We start from the raw sequence: 22,356 nt of genomic DNA, 5'->3' as shown, positions 1-22,356 counted from the left end.
AAATTTTTTGTACCTTAAACCTTCCTTAAATGCGAATGCGCCACAGGTGCACACTCAACTCTCATAAACACTCTTCCTTTTCCCCCTAGTTCCCCCTAGGGGTTTTTTATTTAAAATGATCATGGATTTAGTTTACTACTATCTAAAAAGAATTGATTTTTTTTTTAATTTCATATTTCATAACTTATGAACTCATCATTATCACCACAAGAAAGACAGAAATATATTGAATTAGGAAAAAAAGCTTTCGAAAGTAGGAACTTAAAAGCAGCAAAAGAATTTTTTATTAAAGCTGACTACAAAGATGGATTAATTCAACTTGGTGATTATTATATGTATCAAAAAAAATTACCTCTATTAGCTTACGGATACTATAAAAAAGCTGGTGCCAAAGAAAAAATTGAAGACTTACACAGAAGAATGATATTAGCATTAGGGAAATGGATTGGTGAAGACAAAATTAAGCCAGAGTCTTTAAAAAAATTCAAAGAAAAAGAAACGTGGGTAAGAGTTCCTGTAGATCCAACTTTACTAAAAACAGCTCAAGAAATTTTAAAAAAACATGGAAAAGGATAATTTCAAATTACATGGAATTTCTTTTGTATATCACCCTGATAGTACCATTACAGAAGTTATCCGCTTAGCAAGGAAATATGCAAAGTTCTCTAACCCTCTTTTGATAACTGGTGAAACTGGAACAGGGAAAGAACAGCTTGTAAGAATTATCCACCTCTATTCTGATCGCCCTGGAAGATTAGTTAGTGCAAATTTATCAGCTATACCAAAGGAATTAATTGAAAATGAACTATTTGGTCACGTGAAAGGTGCATTTACCGATGCAAATACTACTACTGAAGGTTTAATAGAAAAAGCTTCTTTTGGAACTCTCTTTATTGATGAAGTTGGAGAACTACCTTTGGAACATCAAATAAAATTACTACGAGTCATACAAACGAATGAATATGAAAAAATTGGTTCTAATAAAACATTAAAGTCAACAGCGAGATTTATTTTTGCTACAAGTAAAGATTTAGAATATGAAATTCAAAAAGAACGTTTTCGTGCTGATTTGTATTATCGAATTTCTGCTTTTCATATCCATATTCCACCTTTGAGGGAAAGAAAAGAAGATATCCCAGTACTTGTAGAATATTTTTTGAATTCGATTGAAGAAAAATATAAAAAAAAAATTACAATTCATCCAGAAGTTATAAAAATGTTTATGGTATACCCCTGGCCTGGAAATGTTCGAGAGTTAGAAAATTTACTTTATCGTACTGCCATAACCATCCAAAAAAATGAAATTACTCCAGAAGATTTACCCAAAAATTTTGAGAACCACCATGACCTTGATCACAAAATAAAAAAATTAGAAAGAATGAAACAAGAGATTATTGAATATGAAAAACATATACTTCAAGAAGCCCTTGAAGTCTACGGAGGGAATCTATATCAAATTGCAAAAAAATTAAAAATATCAAGAGGAGCCCTACAGTATAAAATTAAAAAATATCAACTTAAATGATTTAAAAGCATGAAGATACCTTCCCATATTAATGAAATCTCGATAAAGTTATTTCGAAATGGCTGGTTATCAAGGAAGCAACTGCGTCAATTGGAAAATGAAATTTTAAAAAGTAATATTCTTTCTGAGAAAGAATTTTTAGAATACATAAAAAACAAAGAATGGATTGATGAGGAAGATTTGCCAGAAATACAAATTCTTATAAAACAAGAAGATGTTCCAAGAGATTTCCATTTTATCCCCGGTTCTTTGAATCCTCGAATGGAAGAAGTTTATAAGATTGCACGAAAAATGGCAGAAGTAGATACTACTCTTCTAATCTTAGGAGAATCCGGTGTAGGTAAAACAAAATTAGCAAGGATGATACACGAACGAAGCCCAAGGAAAAACAAACCTTTTGTCACTGTATCTTGCGGAAGTATTCCTGAAAATCTACTTGAGTCTGAACTTTTTGGAGTAGAAAAAGGTGCTTATACTGGTGCCCACAAAAGCCGAGATGGGAAATTCAAAGTTGCTGATGGAGGAACAATTTTTTTAGACGAAATTGCAGAACTTCCTTTGAACTTACAAGTCAAACTACTTCGAGTATTGCAGGATAAAACGATTGTCCCTTTAGGAAGCGCGGAAGAAGTTTTTGTAGATGTTCGAGTGATAGCAGCCACCAATAAAGACCTTGAGGATTTAGTAAAAAAAGGTCTATTTCGAGAGGATTTGTATTATCGACTTAATGTAGTTCCATTAGTAATGCTTCCTTTGCGCGAAAGGAAAGAAGATATTGAAAGTTTAACAAATTACTTTCTTGAACAATTTAAAAAAAAATACAAAAAACCCTACTCTATAAAAGATCCCTTGTTATGGAAGATTTTGAAGGAATACCAATGGCCTGGAAATATACGTGAATTAGAAAACACAATTGAACGATTATGTGTGTTATCAGAAAATGGAGAACTCAAAGTAGAGGATTTGCCACAAAAGATATTAAATAAATTTGATAAAAATGCTTTATATAAACTAAAAGAAGAAACCAATGAGTCTACAAAGCAAGTTATGGGTTTTCCCAAATTAGAAGACCTTGAAAAAGAACACATACTAAGAACTCTCATTATCTGTAATGGAAAAATCTCAGAGGCTGCAAATTTGTTAGGGTTACATCGAAATACCCTTCGAAACAAAATTCAAAAATATCAATTAAAAAAATATTTAAAAGAATATTCAAAATCGTCGAAATCTTGAATTAAATCAATGATGAGGTAGATTATGAAGGTGGCTGAGAAAGTAGAAGAACTTTGGGAATATTACACACAAAAGAAATTTCGAGAAATCCAAGAATTTTATAATAACAAACAAAACAATAATGAAGCTAATGAAAACATAAAAGAACTTTATTATTTATCTTTGATAGAGACGAATCCAAACGAAGTAAAAGTAAAAACAAATGGGATTTTTAAAGAATTATTAGAAGCGATGATTGACTATTATTCTAAAAACTATCATTACTCTGCAAGGAAGTTGAGCACTTGGATACTAACCAAAGGATACTATTCAGATTGGATCATTGAAAGATTCTTTGACTCAGCAAAAAAAAGTCAACAATATGATACAATCATAAGAGTAGCTAATTCCTTTTTAAAAAAAGGGATATTGAAAATACTTTATGTAAAAGAGTTATTTCATGCATATTATAAACTGAAAGACTACCAAAAAGCCTTAGAAGTTTTTGAACAATACAGAGAAGTTTTTGATGATGAAGATTTATTTCATGTAGGTCTAATCTATTTAAAAACAAGAAAATACAAAGAAGCAGAACGAGTGCTTTTAGCGGTCTATAAAAAAATCACAGGGAAAGAATACCTAAATCACTATGACAAATATGAATCTTACTATAAGCAAAAATATCAAGAGCTTAAACAAAAATATTTGCAAAATCAATTAGAAACTTATAAAGAACTTTCTGAATATGGAATGGCTTGCTTATTTTCGGGAGACTATCGAACGGCTTTGAATATTTTTACAACCCTAAAAAAAGAACTTACCGAGAAATAAATCAATAACTTTTTTCTTTTTTTAGGGTTTTACTATATTCAATCAAACTTTTATGATAATTTTCGTCATGATAAACAACAAAAGCAGAAATCAGGGAAGCTAAGAAAAAGACTCCGAACGTTTCCGACTGACTCAGGATGGGAGGGTAATTTCGATTTTCTTTATAAAATCGATACGACCAATAAGTTAATCCTAAACTGATGGGAAATGACAAAAGAAAGATAGTCATTCTTCTTTCCCATATACTTTCTTGATATACGAGTCTCGGAAGTAAAGGTTTATCTTGGAATTCTAAACCAAATTGCGGCAAAAAATACTTTTGATAGTAGTATTTTTGGTATTCAGGGTTGTAATTGAAATTTTCGAGAACTTCTATTTCTTCTTTTGTAAGTTCTTCTTTTTTTTCTCGTTTTACGAAATTTTCAATACTCAAATTAGGATCTAATATATAACTCTCAATCGGAGCCAATTCCGTTTTTCGTTGTAAGAAAAAAGGGATGATGGATGGTTTATAACTAGGGTCATTAGTGCTTGGTCGTTTCTCCCCTTGAATGTAAGGACCAATATTTTGTGCTTTCAACGAACTGACTCCAATAAGAACTGTTATAACCAAAACTATTTTAAAAAACATGTTCCTATTGCCGAATTCTTCTCTCACGAAAGCTTATTTTTTTCTGAAGTGATAAAAAGTAAAATAAAACTCTCCTTGTTTTATATCAATCTTCATTTGATGAGTTAAAATAAAGTATTTACCCAAAAATGAAATAATCTTTTGAATCTTGTCTCTATTTTGACTTTCAGAATAAGAGCTATAATAAAAAATTAAAGTTTGATCAGAATCTAAAAAAGCTTTGATTTTTTCCATGAGTGAATAATCCTCAGGATTTTCTACAAGAATTAAAGGAGATCTTAATACCAATAGACCAGCACTTACTACATCAAATCCATGAATGGTAATATAAAAATCTCCTCTTTGGGTTGCGATAATCTCATTAAAATGTTTGAAATTCTTAAGGTACTCCCTTGACAGAAAAAAGTAAAGAGTAGTTATCAAAAAAGAGTAAAAAGCAAATACCATAAAAACACGTTTAAAAATCACTTTTAATTCCCAAAGTTTATTTGTAATGACCAAGAAAGGGACGATCCCCAAAATAAGATAACGCGGACCCAGATTTACCAAACCATCATTTGGTGCCAAGAATCCCAATACAAAAACAGCCGTCAATCCTGTGAAGAAAAGAACTTTATCTTTTTTATCTAAGATGTCCAATCTTTTGAATGCAAAAAATATTGTTAGCAAAAACAACGGGATATAACCAAAAAACCCCAACTTAAAGAACTTATCCCCAAAGAAAGACAGTGACAACATAAATCGCAGCTGGCGAATTAAGGAATAATCTTCTAATTTAATATTTAGTACAAATCTCGGTCCGAAAATATGACCATAATGAAAATAATGAAAAAGAAAATAGATACTTACAAAAATCCCACTGAACACCAAGATTTGTAGGAATTTTTTTTGTTCTTTCAAATCATGCTTAAGTTCTTCCCAAAAGACGAGAAACCAGAAAAGGATCAAAATACCCATAAAAATAAACATTTCTATCCTCAACCACATCCCTAAACTTAGAAAAAAAATCCCCAACAAAGTATGTAGAGTTTCTTTGTTAGTTTTGAAAAGAAAAGTCAAACCCACTAACTGAAATAAAATAAGCAAACTACTTTCAGATCCATCTACACTATTTAAGAAAAGAAAAGTTCCAAAGATGAAGAAAACCAACATAAATTTAGAAAGATTCCAATAATGTTTTAAAATCCAATAAGAAATGAGATTTATTGTTAGCGTAAAAAAAGGAAGAGCATAGGGTTCTAACCAAACAATGGGTGCTATCAATATTGAATAAAAAACAGGGAAAGCTCCTAATTTTTTGTCTTCTAAGTTTAAAAACATAGGAACTTTTAAATAAAAATATTGATAATCAGGATCATAAACCCGAAAGGGATAATACAAATCCTCGCTTAAAAAACGGTTTTGTATTAATGAATAGGATTGTAAAACCTTTACAAATGTGTCACCAATGAAAGCATAACTATCTGCAAGAACAATAAAAACGAAAATAATAATCAGAACGATCAAAAAGAATTCCGAATACTTTTTCTCCCACTGATAAATCTTCATTTTTTCAAATTTTCTTTCAGGGAAAAGACTTCAATAGGTTTTTAAGTGAATCATTCAAAGAAATCAAAGTAGGTTTTTGAGAATTCTTTATAATATCGTGATTGTAGTTTTTCTCGATAAACTTCACTCCACTTTTGATTTTGCTGTCTCAATTCATTCAAAATAGATAGTTCTATTATATCATCTTCTTTTTTGTGAGATAATTCCATCCAATATCGGAATTGAAAAGATACGTTACACAACTCAGGTTTGAATTCCATATGGAATTCGTAAGTATGTTCTTTGTTCGGTTGGAGTTTTTCAAAAACTAAAAAAAATAATACCTCTTCTTTGGGTTTGATTTCATAAGTTTTTTTTGCATAATGTTGCGCATAGTAATGCAACTTGGCTTTTCTTTCTTCCGGGTTCAAGGGGAAAAAATAAAAGTTTCTCCACCATTCACGTTTCCCATCAAAATAAATATAAACTGGCTTAGGAATAACGTACCAGAACACGGGATATGAATCCAACAAGAACGGATATTTCTTTATGATTTCTTCAACAGGGACAATCGTAGTTTTCTTTTGATCTACTGAAAGATAAATCCTATCACTCAGTAAATACAAAGTTTCATCTGTTTGATTGTTTAAATAGATTCTTATCCAAAAAAAATTTTCCTTCAGGAGTTTTGCTACTTCATTTTCTACAAAAACATTTTCAGCTCGATTTGGAACAAAAGGGTAAACTAAGGGTGTTTTTAAAATAACATGAAAATCAATACACTGATTTTTGTCTTTGTGAATAGAAAATCTTGCTGTCTTTATTTGCTGATGGCTTGTTTCTGAGGTTTCTTTTTTGGTGTTTACTTGTATGTAATAATTTCGAAATTTATAAGGAGAGATGCATGAAATCAAAATAAAAAGAGGGAAAAACCCTCTTAAAAAGAAAAGAAATCTTTTTATTACCAAGTTTATGCGTAGTCATATGTAGGGGCGTTCCAAACCCTAGTTCGTGTAAGATCAATAAAAATCAAATCATCTTCTGTTCTTAAATCACGATAACCTGCTAAATAGGTGACCAAATTTACACTTTCGGGCTTGCATTTAAGGGTCTTACATAATTGAGATAATTTCATTTTTCCACCAGCTTCTTTTACCATTTGGTATATTTCTTCTGCGTATTTTTGGATAACGGGTCCGATATAGATATTGGTTCTGATTACAGCTTTTTTTTCAATTTGGCGTATCCTTTCACGGGTAAGATCCAATTCTGAACCTACCGCTTCCAAAGTTTTTTTCTCTAAGGATCTACTCGTAATAATGTAATATTCTCTTTGTGTTAAAAATTCCTTCATTTTTGGAAGAAAATCATCCATCTTTAGGTCTAAATTACGATTTGGGTATTTATTCAGATATTGATTTTCGAACTCATCGATATCAATACCATGCTCTTTTAAAAGTTCTCTGAGTAAATTCTCGCTGATTTCTCCGTAGTTTTTGATGGCAAGTCTTCCTTCCCTTCCTAATTGGAGGAATTCCTTTAGATTTGAAACATGAGCATTTTGGAATGCTTTGTTTAACTTCACATCATCTGTTAAGTGTCCCATAGTATGTTTTTCCAAATCCAAAGGTTCGTTGGAAGCTTGGGGGATAATGCCAAATTTTTCTAGTTTTTTCAAAAAGGATTTGTAGATTGCATTGCCTGGCCAGTTGATAGCTCGGATTTCTTCTAATGTGAGGGTTTTTAAATCTTTTAATCGGGTTCTTCCTGTTTTGTGACAATACTCAATTAAAGCATGATATGAGCCACGAAACACCCTTTCTATTGGTGTTTCCCATTCAATTTCTTTTAGTTGGAGTGGTTCAACTCTTGTTGGGATTTCAGGGTTGTTGATTTTCTCTAAGATGATTTCCAATTTCTTTTGACCAATCCCACGTATGTTTTTAATACTATCAATGTGGTCTTTGAGTTCATCCACATAAATCAATCCTTTTCTACTAGCATACTCTCTGAGAAGTAAAAATTTTCTTTCTCCGAAAACGTCACTAATAAAGTATCTTTTCTCCTGTTTTTCTTGTTTATCATTTGATTCTAACTTATCTTTTGATTTCTTCAACATATTGCACCCCTCTTGTACTTAAACAAACAAATCACTGAAAACAAAAAAATGTTTTACTTTTGATCGTCAACAAAAAATTACTAATTTTTAATTTTTTAAGTTTGGATTTTTTAATTTTAGATTTTTTTGATTTTATTCTTGATAATCAGAAAAAACTAATATATAGAAATTTGTTTCTATACATTTTCCACCAAAATAAAACTTATATTATCAAAAGCTCCATTCAAAAAGGTTTTTCGAATCAAACACTCACCCACAAATTGGGGATTATCAAGTACGAAGCATTGTTCCATATCTTCGCCGGGTATTGCCTCCCACAATCCATCAGAACATATCAAAATCCTGCCCCCTCGAAAAAACGAAATAGGATATGACCTAAAAAATACTTTGGGAATTTTGCTTTCATTATCACCAGAAATCCAAGACGTAACAACGTGTTTTTCCGGATGATAACGTTCTTCTCCTTCTAAAAGAAAACCCCGATCTTTTAGTTCCTCAACAACAGAATGATCTTTCGAAATACGAGCTAACTTTTTTTCTTTGTTGTAAAGATAAACCCTACAATCTCCTACATTAAAAACTATGGCATATTCACTCATGAAAAAAATCCCCGCAATTACAGTTCCTAAGCCGAAAGCATTCGGATTTTTTTTTGCATACTCGTTGAGAACTTGCTTTGAATAAGAAAGCGAATTAAGCAAGTCATTTTGATTTTTGATTTTTGACTTTCTCAATGTATCTAAAACCAAGAAGCTTGCTATTTCTCCCTTTTCGTGTCCTCCCAACCCGTCAGCTACACAAAGTAGGATTTCGTTTTGATTGATTTCTGTTTCTTTTAGATTTTCAAAATTGACTTCGTGATATAGTCGATCTTGAATCAAAATAGAATCTTCGTTGTTTTTTCTCACTTTTCCTCTGTGGGTATAGTAGTAAATTTTCATATTTGTAATTTTTGATATCCTTTTGAGCAGTCATCAAGGAAAAAATAAGGATTTTCATCAATCCATATTATTAGATTTTTTATGTTAGGGAATTGCTTTATTGTGTGACAAATTTGTAGGATGCGATCTCGTTGAACATTTGAATTTGCTGATAAAAACGACAAAGAGAAAAAGAGATGAAACGTTTTTGTTTCTTCATCATAACTTATGTTTTTGATAGATATATTTGTATAGAAGGCATTTACCAAATTCGGTTCGCCTTCTTGAGGTCCTTTTTGAAGTATTTGTAATGCCACAGCTGGTGTGATCTTCCCTTTGATTTTTCTCGTGATTTCTTGGATTTCGGTCGTTTTATCATCACGAAAACGTAAATAATATAATTTCAAATTTGTGTTCTCTTTTTGATCTATTGGCAATGTCAAAAGTTCTTTGTTTTTTTGGTATAACTGCTCAAGTTGATTTGATGACATAAGACTTTTGATTTTTGATATGGTTTTTAGTATTTCTTCTGTGGGAATGTTTTGTTCAATCATAGTTTTGACTTTGTTGATATATTCTTCTTTTTGAACTTGGTTTAAGGCTTCTTTTGATGATTCTACTAACTCCTTTACTGATACCTTTTTTACGTTGTTTTTGATGAACTCTTGCTGTTTTTTTGCTTGTATATCGAGAAAAATCAGAAGCACAGCTGTTGTAAGTAAAATTAAGATGGTTTTATCTTCTTGATTCATTGATAGAAATATCGGAACTTGTTGAATAAATATTTTTCAACAAGTGAAGATGGAAATTGAGAATTTTAATCAAGAAATTCACAAAAATTACGATCCACTCTTATTTCGAACTAAAAAAAAACCGAAGCTAAATTCAAACGAAGCAAGGAAGCAAAAGTAAGTTTCAAGGAGGAAACTGATGATTGTAAATCATAACTTATCAGCCATTAACTCCCACAGGGTGTTGAAATTCCAACAATTCGCAGTTGATAAAAACATGGAGAAGTTATCCTCTGGTTTGAGGATTAACCGAGCGGGTGATGATGCCTCAGGCTTAGCAGTTTCCGAGAAAATGAGAGCTCAAATCAATGGACTAAGACAAGCTGAACGGAATGCCGAAGATGGTATGAGTTTCATCCAAACAGCAGAAGGATATTTACAAGAGCTCAATGATATAGTTCAAAGGATTCGTGTTCTTGCAGTCCAATCAGCAAACGGTATCTATACATTAGAAGATCGACAAATGATTCAAGTGGAAGTATCTCAGTTAATTGATGAAGTCGATCGAATTGCCTCTCAGGCAGAATTCAATAAAATGAATTTGTTCTTAGGGGATTTTGCAAGAGGATCAAGAGTGTCTTCTATGTGGTTCCACATAGGACCTAATCAACACCATCGAGAAAGGATCTATATCCAAACCATGACTGCTCGAGCATTGAATCTAAGAAAATATGACGGTTCTCTTTTGACCTTATCGACAGCTGATTTCGCTAACGATGCAATTGCCGTTTTAGATGCTGCCTTGTATCGAATTAACAAACAAAGAGCTGATTTGGGTGCTTATTATAATCGACTAGAACACGCCGCGAAAGGTTTGATGATTGCCTATGAAAACACACAAGCATCAGAATCTCGTATCAGAGACGTAGATATGGCAGAAGAATCGGTTGCATTTGTGAAAAACCAAATCTTAGTCCAAAGTGGAACAGCTATGTTAGCTCAAGCCAACATACGACCACAATCCGTATTACAACTATTAAGATAATCTTAACTTCTATTGACCCACGTAGGTGGGTCCGATTCTTGTTTCTATGCCAAAAGCAAAGAAAACCCAAAAAAACCAAGAGGAATTCAGCTTTCCAGAAAAAAAAGAAACACTGAGTGAGCCTTCATCTCTTCAAGATCAAAAAGATCAAATCAAAATTCATGAGCTTCATTTGCCCATCACAGAGAAAAAAAATTTAATCATCTACACGTGGAACGTCAATGGGCTTCGTGCCATTTCGAATAAAACGTTTTTTTCATGGCTCGAAGAAAAAGACCCCGACATCGTCTGTTTGCAAGAAACCAAATCCCATTTTTCTCAAATCCTACAACATCCGACAGCAAAAAAGATATTCGATTATCCATATCATTCTTATTGGATGAGTGCGAAAAAAATGGGATACTCTGGTGTAGCCACTTTAACAAAAATCAAACCTTTAAAAGTTCAATTTGGATTTGAGGAAGATCATCCCGAAAAAAAATTCAACGAGGAAGGAAGAGTCGTAATCACTGAATTTCAAGACTTTATTTTGTGGAATGTTTACTTTCCCAATGGGCAAAGAGGACCCGAAAGAGTTCAATACAAATTGAATTTTTATGAATATTGCCTTCACATTTGGGAAAGACAACGAAAAGAAAAGTATTTAATCATCACAGGGGATTTTAATACTGCCCACAAAGAGATTGATTTAGCTAGACCTAAAGAAAATGAAAATGTCTCGGGCTTCTTGCCAGAAGAAAGAGCTTTTTTAGACAAATTAATATCTATGGGTTATGTTGACGTTTTTCGAAAATTTGATCCATCTCCAGGAAGATACACCTATTGGGATCCCATTACAAGAGCAAGAGAAAGAAATATTGGTTGGAGGATTGACTACTTTTTCGCAACCGAAGAAAGTTTATCGATGATAAAAAACTGTTGGATTGAATCGGAAATTCTTGGAAGTGATCATTGCCCAGTAGGATTAGAAATCCAACTTTAATTCTTTTGATTTTTGTTTTGGATGAAAGATATCATCTCTTCTTTGGTTTTTGAATTTCGAAATTGTTCAAAGTCTTTATCATTCCATGCTTTTAGATTTTTTTTTATGGCTATTTCTGTGTTTGCACCAATGAAAAGAAGATATAGACTTTTCTCTGGCACTCTATCATTTTTTGTAATAAGGTCCACATAACGAAGTTGAGGATAGTAATTTTTTATAAATAGTGTGATTTCTTTGAATTTTTCAAAAGGGAAGTTCTCGCCAACTTGTATTACTGAAAAAGAATTCTCTGTATAAGGTTCTGGTGGGAAAGAAAATTCGGATTTGAGGTTTAATTCTTCCAATAGCACAGTAACACTCACAGCATCATCATGATAAGTTAGGACCACATAGGGATGATATTCTTTTTGCCTGTGCCAGAAATCTTTGAAGGGATTTGTTTTACAACTCATGAAAAAGAATGCCAAAAAAACCATAATTTTGTATTTCATAATTACAAATCAGAAAATCAAAGTTTTTCGAAAATCCTTTTTTGAAATAAAGAAATTTTGTTTTCTTTGAATGTTCATTGATTTCTTTCTATTATATGTATACATTAGAAATCCAACCTCAAACTAAGATGTCAGAAATTCTTCAAAATTATCCTTCAGCGAGAAGAGTTCTTTTCCAAAAATATCATATTGGCGGTTGTAATAGCTGTGGTTATTCCTTGAACGATACGATTGAAAAAGTCTTCATCAAACATAACAAACTTCCTTATTTACAAGAAGCAATCCAATTGATTTATGATAGTGTCAAATTAGAGCGAAGTTTTCAAATCGCACCAAAAGAACTATCCCATCTTTTAGAAGAGGAAAAAGATTGGATTCTTTTAGATGTCAGAGATGCTATGGAAAGAGAAATAGCAAATATCTCAGGTTCGTTATGGCTAACACAAGAACTTGCATGGGAAATCCTACAAAAATGGAACAAGCAAACCAAAATGGTTTTCTTTTGCCATACGGGAATTAGGTCTTTAGAAGCTACTTATTTTTTTTATTTTAAAGGATTTCCTAATGTAAAAAATTTAGATGGTGGTATCAAAAGATGGGCGGAAGAAGTTGATCCTTCTATCCCTATTTATTAAATCACAACTTGGTGAACTTTTTAAAGATCAAATCCTGAAAAGAAAAATAGGTCGGAATTAAACGTTCTTTATAGAAATACTTTCCTTCTTTTAGTGAGATTTCATTTGCGATTTCCATCATTACATATTTACCCAATCTTCCATATAGGTTGTCCTTCCAGTGATGATACAAAAGCCCACTTGTTTCTACATAAGCAAGTTTCGTTTCATCAAAAGGGATGGATAAACTACCCGCAAAATATAATTTTTGATCTTCGATTTTTCTGAAAACAATCGGTGTATCCGGGCATGCAATGAAATTAGCTTCTTTTCCACAAGGTGATAAGTAAGGATAATTCTCAAACATTTGAGTTTGATTGTATTGAATTTGCTTAAAGAAAAAATCTAAGAATTTTTCATCTGTTAGTAAAGTATTGTCATGATATAGATTCCCATCAAAATCTACGTAATAAAAATAATATCGTTCAAACTTCATTTAAGAATCCGATTTTTTCTTATAAAATCGTTTAACGAACTCACGACGTTCTTTATTCCACATCCCAAAAAGATTAAAATAAAATATATAGAATATTGCATAAAGCCCATCTTTAAAACCAATTTTTTTTCCTTCTTCATATGTTCGTCCATAATAAGAAATGGGAACTTCATAAACTCGAACAGGCATTTTACCTATAGTTGCTGTAATTTCTACCTCCATGCCGAAGCCTTTACTTGTTAGAGGCATATCTTTGAAGTATTCTTTTCGAAAAGCTTTGTAGCAAGTTTCGATATCAGTCATATTAAGATTTGTGAATAGGTTAGATAAATGAGTCAAAAATTTGTTCGCAATGTAATGATAGTAGTATAATACCCTCGCTGCTTTTTTGACCAAAAATCTACTTCCATATACTACATCTGCTACTCCTTTTTGGATGGGTTCTATCACACTTTCGATCTCATCTGGATCATATTCTAAATCTGCATCCTGAATGATGATAATATCGCCTGTTGCCAAAGCCTTCGCTTTTCGAATGGAAGCTGTTTTACCAGAATTCTTTTCGTTTTTTTGATAAATGATTTTATCTTGATGTTTTTGTAAAAAACCCAATATGACTTCTTCTGTATTGTCATTTGAACAATCATTCACAACAATAATTTCTTTCACGAATGGTAGTTTGAGTAGTTTTTGTAATACAATGCCTATTGTTTTTTCTTCGTTATATACTGGAACCAAAACGCTTACAGAAAAAGGGTATTTCTGATCATTCATACTTATTAAACACAAATTTGTCAAAACCCAAGAAGTTAAATATCACAATAATTGCAATACTTAAAACCGTAGATACCATAAACGGAAATCCTATACTATCAAACAAATAAAATGAAACTGCACGTATTAAAATCGAAACTGCCATTATGGTATGATACTTAAAGATTTTGTGAATAAATTTCCCGGTGTTTCCCTTCCACGTTAAGTTATTATGTATGATAAAAGAAATAAAAACCATCAATTCTGTTGTAATTAAGTTAGCTATATTATTCTGTATTCTTTCATTTTGAGAAAAAGGGATTTTGTAAATCAAATATGCTAATATAAGGTTAATAAGAAAAATCAAGGAACCATTTATTAAATACAATATTTTTTTATTTTTAAAGTATTTCTCCAAAAGAGAATGAAACCTACTCTTCAAAGATGCCATTGTTTCGATTTTTTTAAAAATCTCTCAACTTCAATAGATTTTCTAAACTCTAAACTAAAGAAGAATTGCTTTTTTTAAAAATGATGAGTATGAGTAAAAGAAAATAGGGTTTTACAATCACAAAAAGAGACTTCGGTTTTTTTGTAATCAAAATAATAAGCATTTTGAATTTCATTATTTGTAATCCCTAACTGGATAAAATAAAAGAAAACCAACCATGTTGCAGCAACTGACAAATCTCGTGTAGAAGATCGAAATGAAGATTTTATTTTTGATATATTATTCAACATCAACAAATGCTCAGGAGTAAAAGGGGTTAATATATTTGTATCAACTAAAAAATTTATAAGGTTTGTATTTTCTTTATATAGTTTTCTATAGTCATTGGTTTTTTGATATGTACTAGCATAATAGAAAGCACTTGCTAAGAAAATCGAACTAATGGCAATTCCCTTACCACTTTTTCCTAAATCCATTAAACCCCATCCAGGAAAGACAATGGACTTAAAATAGATCCCAGTAGTATCTTTTGTTTTTTCTGGAAGAGCGATTTGCTGAGTTATTGTAGGTATCCCTTCGACTTTAACAATTTCCGATTCTACTTCAACTTTTGGTGGTTCTTCTGGTTTTATTGGAATTTCTGGAGGTTTGGGCTTTTCTTTTGGCTCTTCTTTTTTTGGTGGCTGTTTTTCGTAAATGATTCGATCAATATCCTGTTTTTCTATAATTCTTGTGGTACCATCAGGGAATTGTAATTGAATTTTATCTTTTGTTTGTCGAATAACTTTTCCTTCCAAAATAGTTCCATCTTTAAAAATAACTTTTTCAGCAATGATCGATTGAAAACTTAATGCAAAGAAAACGATAAAAATTAAAACTCCTCTTAAAGAAAACATAGGTTTCAATACAAAAAATTAATTTTAATTTTTTTGGCAAGTTGGAAAATGAAATTTACTTCATTCGTAAAAGTAAAGCTTCTATTCCCCACTTTTTTTCAAATTCAAAAATGTGCATTTGGTCGTTCTTAGGCGGAATGAAGGACATAGCTCTTTCTGTAAATGCAACTATACTTAAGCTTGGATTTACTCCTAAGTTAGCAGGAATCATCGATCCATCACAAACATAAAAATTTTGATAATGAAATAAACGATTTTTTTCGTCAATCACTCCATCATCAGGCGTTCTTCCAATGCATGCTCCTCCTAAAATATGAGCTGTCATGGGGATATCGAATAAAACTTCATTGATGGAGCTTCTTGGAATTCCATTGATATGCTTAGAAAGCTTTCTTGCAAATTCATTTGCTATAGGGATATACGTGGGCGGAGGCTCTCCTTCATCCAATTCTGATGTAAGGATTTTTTTGAAAGGAAAATAGAATTCCCTTTTATGGACGATCTTTAAATAATTATCTAAAGTCTGCATTACTAACAGAATGATAGAGCGTTGAGCAAAACCAAAAGGAAGAAGTAGTCGCACTGAACGAATGGGATGTCGTAAAAAAGCCATTAAAAATCGAAGTTGTCTGGGGATTTTTCCACCTCCATCAATCAATGCGGGTGCTCCCATGATGTTCATTACATCAGAATTTTTCCCGTATCTAACAATTTCAATATGAGTATTCTTATCCGGAAAGACACTTGATGAAATCGCTACCCCCTCCGAAAAATCCACGTCTTTTCGTTTCGAAGTCACACCGATGATGGATTCAGAATTCGTTCGAACGTAATACCCTAATTTTTCTGAGATGTTTGGCATGATTTTTTTTTGTTTCATAGTAAACAATAGTTTCAGTGTGCCTAAAACACCAGCGGATAGAACTACCCCTTTTGTTCGAAAAACCCTTTTGGGGTACCCAAAAAGATTTGTAGTGGTAATGGTTCGAATTTCGTATCCCTCCGATCCATCCGGACTCAAGGGATATATGCCGACCACTTTGGTCTCTGGGATAACTTTTGCCCCTAATTTTTCAGCAAAATATAAGTAATTTTTATCCAAAGAATTTTTAGCATTATGACGACAACCTACCATACAATTTCCACAAAAGATACATCCATTTCTCTTTGGACCCTCTCCTTCAAAGTATGGATCTTGGGGATCATCAACCTTCCCGAAGTAAACTCCCACAGGTGTAGGACGAAAAGTCTGTCCGAAACCCATTTCTTCGGCTGTTTTTTTTAAAATTTCATCTCCACGAAAGGTTTTAGGAGTTTCAACTACTCCCAGCATTTTTTTTGCAATCTCATAGTAAGGCAAGAGCTCTTCATAACCACCCAAAACTTTCACTTTGGGATGTTCAAAGAATTCTTCCAGTGGGACGTAAAGAGTATTAGCATAAACTAAACTTCCGCCACCAACTCCAGCACCCGAAAGTATCAATGTATGTCTCAAGATATTGATTCTTTGGATACCATAGAAAAAGATTGTTGGAAACCAGAAATACTTTCGTAAGTTCCAGTTAGTTTTTGGAAAATCCTGATTTCGAAATCGTTTTCCTGCTTCGATCACAGCCACCTTATAGCCTTTTTGAGTCAACCTCATGGCAGAAACACTTCCACCAAAACCGGAACCAATCACAATAAAATCATAATCATAATGACTCATACAATAGCCCCTAATTACATATTGACAGAAAAATCAATTTAGGCGATGAAAATTATTAGGTATGTAGTCAAAAACTCGAGAAGCTCAGGTTCTTTGATAAATTCGTTTTATATATTTCCACCAAGTAAAACTCAAAACATAAGAAAACAAATATGTTCCAATGGTGATAAGAATGAAAGCAATGATAATATTTTCAGGTGTATCATTCAAGGTGAAGGCTGGGACATAAGCAAAAAGAAATGGAGCTACATAAAGATACTTGGCAAAAATAAAACTAGCAAATGCTGTCTTCCACATATTCGCACCTGCAATGGTGGCACCTGTAAAAGCAGCGATGCATACGGGTGGAGTTATGTTTGAGTCTTGAGATAACCAATAAACAATCATGTGAGCGGCAATGGGGTCAATCCCCAACTTTGTCAATGCAGGAACGGCTACAACAGCTGTGATCAAATAGGCAGCTGTAACTGGAACCCCCATTCCTAAAATCAATGATGCAATACCGATATAAAGAATGGTCAAAAAGATATTCCCTCCAGCAAGTTGAATCACAATATCTGCAAAACTCACGATAATCCCACTATATGTCAAAACTGCAATGATAATTCCAATGATTCCTACGGTAGCACCAATAGTTAAGCTATTTTCTACACCTACACGAACTGCTTCTAAAAATTTATTATGATCAATTCGGGTTTTTTTTTTGAACCAACTTATAATAATCGTTGTAAGTATACCTAACACTGCTGAATAACTCGCAGAAAAACCATATAAAAGTGCTCCCGTTATTACAATGATAGGTAAACTATAGTACCATTCACTTTTTAAAAGGGTTTTTACATCTACATCTGATTTTTCACCAACAATTTTATTGTCTTTAGCATAGTAATGAACAAGAACAAAAACACTCAAAAAATACATCAAAGCAGGAAACAAAGAAATCAACATGATTTTGTTATAGGGAACACCTGTTAACTCCGACATGATAAAACCACCAGCTCCCATAATAGGAGGCATAAACATACCCCCTATTGAGGCGGCTGGTTCAATCGCTCCTGCTATGTGAGGTTTGAATCCTGCTTTTTTCATCAAAGGAATTGTAAACATACCTGTAGAAACAGTGTTGGCGATTGCACTTCCAGATATGGAACCAAATAAGGCACTTGCAATCACAGCAACTTTACCAGGACCACCTATTTTATGACCGACTAATGCTATGGGAAGATCAATAAAAAACTTCTGTGAACCAGAACGTTCCAAAAATGCACCAAAAATCACAAATAAAAGCACATAAGAAGCAATCACATCCGCCATTACACCAAAAATCCCATCACTTTTGAAAAAAATGGTCGTTGCCAGTCCTAAAAGCGTATCCCCTGGATGAGCAATAATGTCGGGTAAGTATTTTCCATATACTCCATATAGAATCATCACAATACCAATGATTACAAATACAATCCCCACTACCCTTCGAGCTATTTCTATTCCGATTATAACTCCAATCAATGCTACAATTTGATCTTGTAGGGTTTCAGCTCCAGCTCGATATGTAATAGCAGTAAAATTCAAAATCCAATAACCTACTACATAAAAAGAAACAATAATAAGAAAATAATCTACAATCCTTAAAATGGGATTCTTCGATTTATATAGAAACAAAATCAGAACATAAGCAGCGAGAACATAAACTCCACGATGATATTGCACAGGGAAAGGCTGTATGATTGCTGAATATATATAAAAAAAAACAAGAAAAAGGGAAAAAAGATTAAAAACAAACTTTTCGAATTTATTAAGTTTTTCGAACATATTATTTTAATACTTTCATTTCCTTCCAGAATTTTTCAGCTCCTGGATGAAGTGGCGTCACAATTCCCTTTAGTCCATGCTCGATTTTCATTTCTTGAGCTGCTTTGTGAACACTCACCATATATTCCAAACCTTCTTTACTATAGAGAACCTTCAGTAGGTTATAAACAACTTCTGTAGGAACATTCTTATGAGCAAAGAAAATCACGGCGTCACTATAAGTCGCTACCTCTTGAGTTTGTCCGCTATAGGTATTTGCTGGTAAGACTTCTTTAGTCAGATAAGGATATTTTTTAAACATTCCTGCTTTTTCTGCTTCAGTGTACACATCCACTAACTGAATTTTATTTTGTAAGGCAGCTTCAGTGATAGCTGCATTTGGATATCCAGCAAATACCCAAAACGCATCTAATTGTCTATTTTTAAATGCTTCTGCAGCCTCACGATAACCCAAAAATTCTTTGTTGATTTTTTCCCAAATACCAATTTCTTTGAAAAATATTTCTGCTGCAGCTGCTGCACCAGAACCAGGATTTCCAACAGCGACTCGCTTTCCTTCTAATTGCTTAACGGAAGTGATTCTATCTTCAGCACGCACGACGAGCTGAGCAACAGCACTATAAAAGAAATTAATGGCAAAAATATTTTCGTATTTTTTACTATCACCTATAAGCTGCCCCATCCTCGCAGAGTAAACATCCCCTGAGTTTGCGATACCAAAATCTGCTTTTTCAGCATTCACTAAACGAATATTTTCAATTGCACCACCCGAGGCACTAGCTAAAAGATTGATGTTTGCTTTCTTAGCTAAGGTAGAAACTCCACTGGCAAAATATTGATACACACCACCTGATGGACCACCCGAAAATCGATATGTCCTAGCTGAAATAGAAAAAAGCTCACTGATCCCTAAAATCGAAATGATTAAAAGTAAAATTTGTAAGTTTTGCATTTTATAACCTCCATTTCTTTTTTTTTTGAATTTTACTAATTTTTACTACTGTTAATTTCTTCAAGAAAATTATCACTTCTTATTTATCTTTTTTTATTTTTTCTTGCTCCAATGCTTTTTGTAAGTATTCGATTGCTTGTTCTTTTTTTCCTGAAAATAATGAGAGTAAGCTAATGTCCAAATATGTCTTCCTTTCTGGGTTGGTTTCTTCGTTGGCTTCTTCTAAGGATGCTAGTTTTTCTTGAAGTTTTTTTTGAGTTTCTGAAAGAAATTCCTGGAATTCGTGTTCTCTTCTCTCTTGAACCTGATGGATATAGTTTTCAAAAGATTTATATCTTTCATCTGTTTCCACTAACGTTTTAATTTCTGAAAATGCTTCTTCTGTTTTTTTTAACTGGATCAACAATTGAACCCTTGTATTTTTTATAAAGCGATCATTTGGATAGAGATTTAAATACTTTTCACATTCCCCCAATGCTTGATCATAAAGTTTTTGTTTGATGAGAGAAAAAATGATACCCTGTAAAGCTAAATGATAGTTGGGTTTTATTGATAAGACCCTTTGGAAATAACGAAAAGCCTCTTGATGGTTTTCCATGACTTCATAAATATAACCCAGAAGAATGTAGGCTTGAAGAAAATCCGGTTTCTTAAGTATGGCTTTTTTTAAGTTCAAAATGCTTTTGGGATAATTCTTCAAATGAAAATATTCAACGGCTAAGTTGTAATAAGCAATGGTATCATCAGGATTGTAGTCAACATACTTTTCATAAAAAGATACAGAATTCTCGTGATTAGGAATCAACGATTCCAAATATCCCAGTTGAAAAAGAAAAGCTGGTTTTCTCGTAATTTCATACAATTGTTTGTAATAATAGATTGCTTTGGGTATGTTCTTTGTTTTTTCTGCTTCTTTAGCTAAATTTTGTAGTTCTATCAGAGTTTTCATAAAGTCTCAAAATCCATGCTCATATCTAAAAACTGCACATTGTGGGTTAGATATCCCATACTTACTCCTATGTTTTCCAAATCCTTCAACAAGTAAAATTTGTCAGGACGCCACCCTCCTGAGATTTCAATTTTTGGCTTAGATAAACTGTGATTATTACAATAATCTTCAATCAATTCGACGGCTTTCTTGATTTCTTCGATAGAAAAGTTATCTAACATGATTATATCAGGTTCTATGCTTAAAACTTCTTCAATCATACGAAAATCCTGAACCTCGATTTCAATGGGTTTTGTTGGGTGTTTCGACTTGATTTGCCTTACTGCTTCTTTGAGAGATAATCCTATTGAAAGATGATTTTCTTTGATCATTGCCATATCTGAAAGATGTATTCTATGGTTACTTCCACCTCCACAATAGACAGCATATTTGGATAAAATACGAAAACCTGGAATGGTTTTTCTTGTATCTAAAATAAAAATACTCTTATTTATACCTTGTATTGCTTGGATGACTTTATGAGTTTGAGTGCTAATCCCACTAAGAAGCTGGATAAAATTCAAAAGCACCCTCTCAATTCTCAATAAACCAGCAGTCTCTCCTTTGAGTTTTAATAATTCTTGGTTTTCTAAAAATTCATCCCCATCTTGCAATGAATTCAAAATCTTGATGTTATAGTTTGCAATTTCATTAAAAATTTCAATCAATAGACCTGAAATCCTATTACCACAAAATATTCCTTTTGACTTGGAAATGACTTTCGCAAAACTAAAGTGATTTCTATCGAAAAGAGTTTCTGAAGTTATATCACCATCTGGTGCATCTTCGTAAATGGCTACTTTTATGAGGTCTTCTACATCAGCTCTTTTTATGTCAACGACGGGACTTGTAAAGTGATGTTGCATCAATGATTTTGATAGTATTTTTTATATTTCTCTGGCATGGGTTCTAAAACAGCCCTTAATTTTGTTCTTTTCCCATTCATCTTTTCTACTTCGATGATTACTTCAGTTCCAGGTTTTCTTGAAAATATATTTTCTTTCAATGTGTAAGAACCAAAGATAGGATATCCGTTAGCTGATAAGATGATATCACCTATCTCCAAACCTGCTTTTGAAGCTGGGCTATCAGGAAAAACCTCAACTACTTGAACTCCATAGACATATTCTGTATATAAAATTCCCAAATAAGCTTGCTCATTTTCTTCTTTTTTTTTGTTATCAAGAATAACTGGTGCTTCTTCTTTCGTATTTTCTTTTAGTTTCTCTCCTGTTTTGCAAGCTGATAAAAACAAGAACAACAAATAAACGACAACGAAATATCGCATCATAAAACAATCATAAACAGATTTTAAAAAAAGCAACAAGAATAGAATCGATCCCAAACAGGAAAAGCTTATATATTTTTACAACGTAATTACTTTCCTGTTTTCTTTGATGCTTTCTTTGCTGTTTTTTTCTCAGCTTTCTTTGTTTCCTTTTTTGTTGATTTTTTTTCTGCTTTATTGTTTGATTTCTTTGCTGTTGCCATAATCCTATCCTATCATATAAAATTATTACGTTTCATGTCTTTTTAATCATATTTAAGTATCGTATCACTATAATAAAAAAAATAAATAAAGAATGTAAAATTTTTATACAATTTCTTTAAATTTACTTCATAGTTTTTTTAAGTCAATTTTTTTTGAGTTTTTATGAACATTTTTTATATACTT

At 32.4% G+C, this 22,356-nt stretch carries 24 protein-coding genes; 7 read left to right on the top strand and 17 right to left on the bottom strand.

The window, feature by feature from the left end; all coding sequences use genetic code 11:
• Nucleotides 1-186: 186 nt before the first annotated feature.
• From NZ853_03715 to NZ853_03700, 4 genes are read left to right on the top strand one after another with little or no spacing between them, the layout of a single operon-like run.
• Nucleotides 187-576, top strand: a complete 390-nt coding sequence (locus tag NZ853_03715) for a hypothetical protein (GenBank protein MCS7204782.1) — start codon at nucleotides 187-189, stop codon at nucleotides 574-576.
• A complete protein-coding gene (locus NZ853_03710) occupies nucleotides 563-1,525 on the top strand; it encodes a sigma-54 dependent transcriptional regulator (GenBank protein ID MCS7204781.1) in 963 nt (320 codons plus the stop codon). The genes NZ853_03715 and NZ853_03710 overlap by 14 nt, the downstream gene beginning before the upstream one ends.
• A gap of 9 nt (nucleotides 1,526-1,534) precedes the next feature.
• The gene (locus NZ853_03705) at nucleotides 1,535-2,758 is read left to right on the top strand and encodes a sigma-54 dependent transcriptional regulator (GenBank protein ID MCS7204780.1); all 1,224 of its coding nucleotides are present in this window, start codon (nucleotides 1,535-1,537) and stop codon (nucleotides 2,756-2,758) included.
• Nucleotides 2,759-2,782: 24 nt separating this feature from the next.
• Nucleotides 2,783-3,568: a tetratricopeptide repeat protein gene (locus tag NZ853_03700; GenBank protein ID MCS7204779.1), complete on the top strand. Its 786-nt coding sequence runs from the start codon at nucleotides 2,783-2,785 to the stop codon at nucleotides 3,566-3,568.
• 1 nt (nucleotide 3,569) lies between these two features.
• Here NZ853_03700 and NZ853_03695 read toward each other — a convergent pair whose 3' ends face one another.
• The 6 genes from NZ853_03695 to NZ853_03670 form a co-directional block, all read right to left on the bottom strand.
• Entirely contained in the window at nucleotides 3,570-4,199 is a 630-nt protein-coding gene (locus NZ853_03695; protein ID MCS7204778.1) for a hypothetical protein, read from the bottom strand.
• A 33-nt stretch (nucleotides 4,200-4,232) separates the two neighbouring features.
• Complete coding sequence (locus tag NZ853_03690; GenBank protein ID MCS7204777.1) at nucleotides 4,233-5,747, bottom strand: hypothetical protein; 1,515 nt, start codon at nucleotides 5,745-5,747, stop codon at nucleotides 4,233-4,235.
• A 50-nt stretch (nucleotides 5,748-5,797) separates the two neighbouring features.
• Nucleotides 5,798-6,694, bottom strand: a complete 897-nt coding sequence (locus NZ853_03685; GenBank protein ID MCS7204776.1) for a hypothetical protein — start codon at nucleotides 6,692-6,694, stop codon at nucleotides 5,798-5,800.
• A gap of 2 nt (nucleotides 6,695-6,696) precedes the next feature.
• On the bottom strand, nucleotides 6,697-7,845 hold the full coding sequence (locus NZ853_03680; protein ID MCS7204775.1) for a hypothetical protein: 1,149 nt from the start codon (nucleotides 7,843-7,845) through the stop codon (nucleotides 6,697-6,699).
• Between the two features lie 176 nt (nucleotides 7,846-8,021).
• A complete protein-coding gene (locus NZ853_03675) occupies nucleotides 8,022-8,786 on the bottom strand; it encodes a hypothetical protein (GenBank protein MCS7204774.1) in 765 nt (254 codons plus the stop codon).
• Nucleotides 8,783-9,517, bottom strand: coding sequence for a GerMN domain-containing protein (locus NZ853_03670; protein ID MCS7204773.1), 735 nt, complete (start codon nucleotides 9,515-9,517; stop codon nucleotides 8,783-8,785). The genes NZ853_03675 and NZ853_03670 overlap by 4 nt, the downstream gene beginning before the upstream one ends.
• A 178-nt stretch (nucleotides 9,518-9,695) precedes the next feature.
• Here NZ853_03670 and NZ853_03665 point away from each other — a divergent pair, with 178 nt between their 5' ends.
• Both NZ853_03665 and NZ853_03660 read left to right on the top strand, forming a co-directional pair.
• A complete protein-coding gene (locus NZ853_03665) occupies nucleotides 9,696-10,541 on the top strand; it encodes a flagellin (GenBank protein ID MCS7204772.1) in 846 nt (281 codons plus the stop codon).
• 46 nt (nucleotides 10,542-10,587) lie between these two features.
• Nucleotides 10,588-11,523, top strand: coding sequence for an exodeoxyribonuclease III (locus tag NZ853_03660; protein MCS7204771.1), 936 nt, complete (start codon nucleotides 10,588-10,590; stop codon nucleotides 11,521-11,523).
• Here NZ853_03660 and NZ853_03655 read toward each other — a convergent pair.
• Nucleotides 11,520-12,014 (bottom strand): hypothetical protein, encoded by a 495-nt coding sequence (locus tag NZ853_03655; GenBank protein MCS7204770.1) that lies wholly within the window; start codon nucleotides 12,012-12,014, stop codon nucleotides 11,520-11,522. The genes NZ853_03660 and NZ853_03655 overlap by 4 nt on opposite strands.
• A 77-nt stretch (nucleotides 12,015-12,091) precedes the next feature.
• Between NZ853_03655 and NZ853_03650 the strand changes: the two genes are divergently transcribed.
• Nucleotides 12,092-12,649 carry a rhodanese-like domain-containing protein gene (locus NZ853_03650; protein ID MCS7204769.1) on the top strand — a complete coding sequence of 186 codons (558 nt, stop codon included), beginning with the start codon at nucleotides 12,092-12,094 and terminating at the stop codon, nucleotides 12,647-12,649.
• 1 nt (nucleotide 12,650) lies between these two features.
• On the opposite strand, the gene NZ853_03645 is transcribed toward NZ853_03650, so the two are convergent.
• The 10 genes from NZ853_03645 to NZ853_03600 all read right to left on the bottom strand — a co-directional run bounded on the left by NZ853_03645 (nucleotide 12,651) and on the right by NZ853_03600 (nucleotide 21,972).
• Entirely contained in the window at nucleotides 12,651-13,124 is a 474-nt protein-coding gene (locus NZ853_03645; protein ID MCS7204768.1) for a DUF4505 family protein, read from the bottom strand.
• Nucleotides 13,125-13,898 (bottom strand): glycosyltransferase family 2 protein, encoded by a 774-nt coding sequence (locus tag NZ853_03640; protein MCS7204767.1) that lies wholly within the window; start codon nucleotides 13,896-13,898, stop codon nucleotides 13,125-13,127. It lies immediately after the preceding gene.
• Nucleotides 13,891-14,328 (bottom strand): GtrA family protein, encoded by a 438-nt coding sequence (locus NZ853_03635; protein MCS7204766.1) that lies wholly within the window; start codon nucleotides 14,326-14,328, stop codon nucleotides 13,891-13,893. Before NZ853_03635 ends, NZ853_03640 begins: the two co-directional genes overlap by 8 nt.
• Before the next feature lie 74 nt (nucleotides 14,329-14,402).
• Nucleotides 14,403-15,224, bottom strand: coding sequence for a hypothetical protein (locus tag NZ853_03630; protein MCS7204765.1), 822 nt, complete (start codon nucleotides 15,222-15,224; stop codon nucleotides 14,403-14,405).
• 55 nt (nucleotides 15,225-15,279) lie between these two features.
• Nucleotides 15,280-16,932, bottom strand: a complete 1,653-nt coding sequence (locus NZ853_03625; GenBank protein MCS7204764.1) for a GMC family oxidoreductase — start codon at nucleotides 16,930-16,932, stop codon at nucleotides 15,280-15,282.
• A gap of 84 nt (nucleotides 16,933-17,016) precedes the next feature.
• The gene (locus tag NZ853_03620; GenBank protein MCS7204763.1) at nucleotides 17,017-18,741 is read right to left on the bottom strand and encodes a TRAP transporter fused permease subunit; all 1,725 of its coding nucleotides are present in this window, start codon (nucleotides 18,739-18,741) and stop codon (nucleotides 17,017-17,019) included.
• Between the two features lies 1 nt (nucleotide 18,742).
• On the bottom strand, nucleotides 18,743-19,693 hold the full coding sequence (locus tag NZ853_03615) for a TAXI family TRAP transporter solute-binding subunit (protein MCS7204762.1): 951 nt from the start codon (nucleotides 19,691-19,693) through the stop codon (nucleotides 18,743-18,745).
• A gap of 79 nt (nucleotides 19,694-19,772) precedes the next feature.
• Nucleotides 19,773-20,642, bottom strand: coding sequence for a tetratricopeptide repeat protein (locus NZ853_03610; GenBank protein ID MCS7204761.1), 870 nt, complete (start codon nucleotides 20,640-20,642; stop codon nucleotides 19,773-19,775).
• Entirely contained in the window at nucleotides 20,639-21,547 is a 909-nt protein-coding gene (gene nadC, locus NZ853_03605) for a carboxylating nicotinate-nucleotide diphosphorylase (protein MCS7204760.1), read from the bottom strand. Before nadC ends, NZ853_03610 begins: the two co-directional genes overlap by 4 nt.
• The gene (locus tag NZ853_03600; GenBank protein ID MCS7204759.1) at nucleotides 21,547-21,972 is read right to left on the bottom strand and encodes a PDZ domain-containing protein; all 426 of its coding nucleotides are present in this window, start codon (nucleotides 21,970-21,972) and stop codon (nucleotides 21,547-21,549) included. The genes nadC and NZ853_03600 overlap by 1 nt, the downstream gene beginning before the upstream one ends.
• Nucleotides 21,973-22,356: the final 384 nt, after the last annotated feature.

It is taken from the genome of Leptospiraceae bacterium (assembly GCA_025059995.1).
In the GTDB taxonomy this organism is placed as follows: domain Bacteria; phylum Spirochaetota; class Leptospiria; order Leptospirales; family Leptonemataceae; genus SKYB61.
This window is presented reverse-complemented; position numbering and strand designations above follow the sequence as displayed.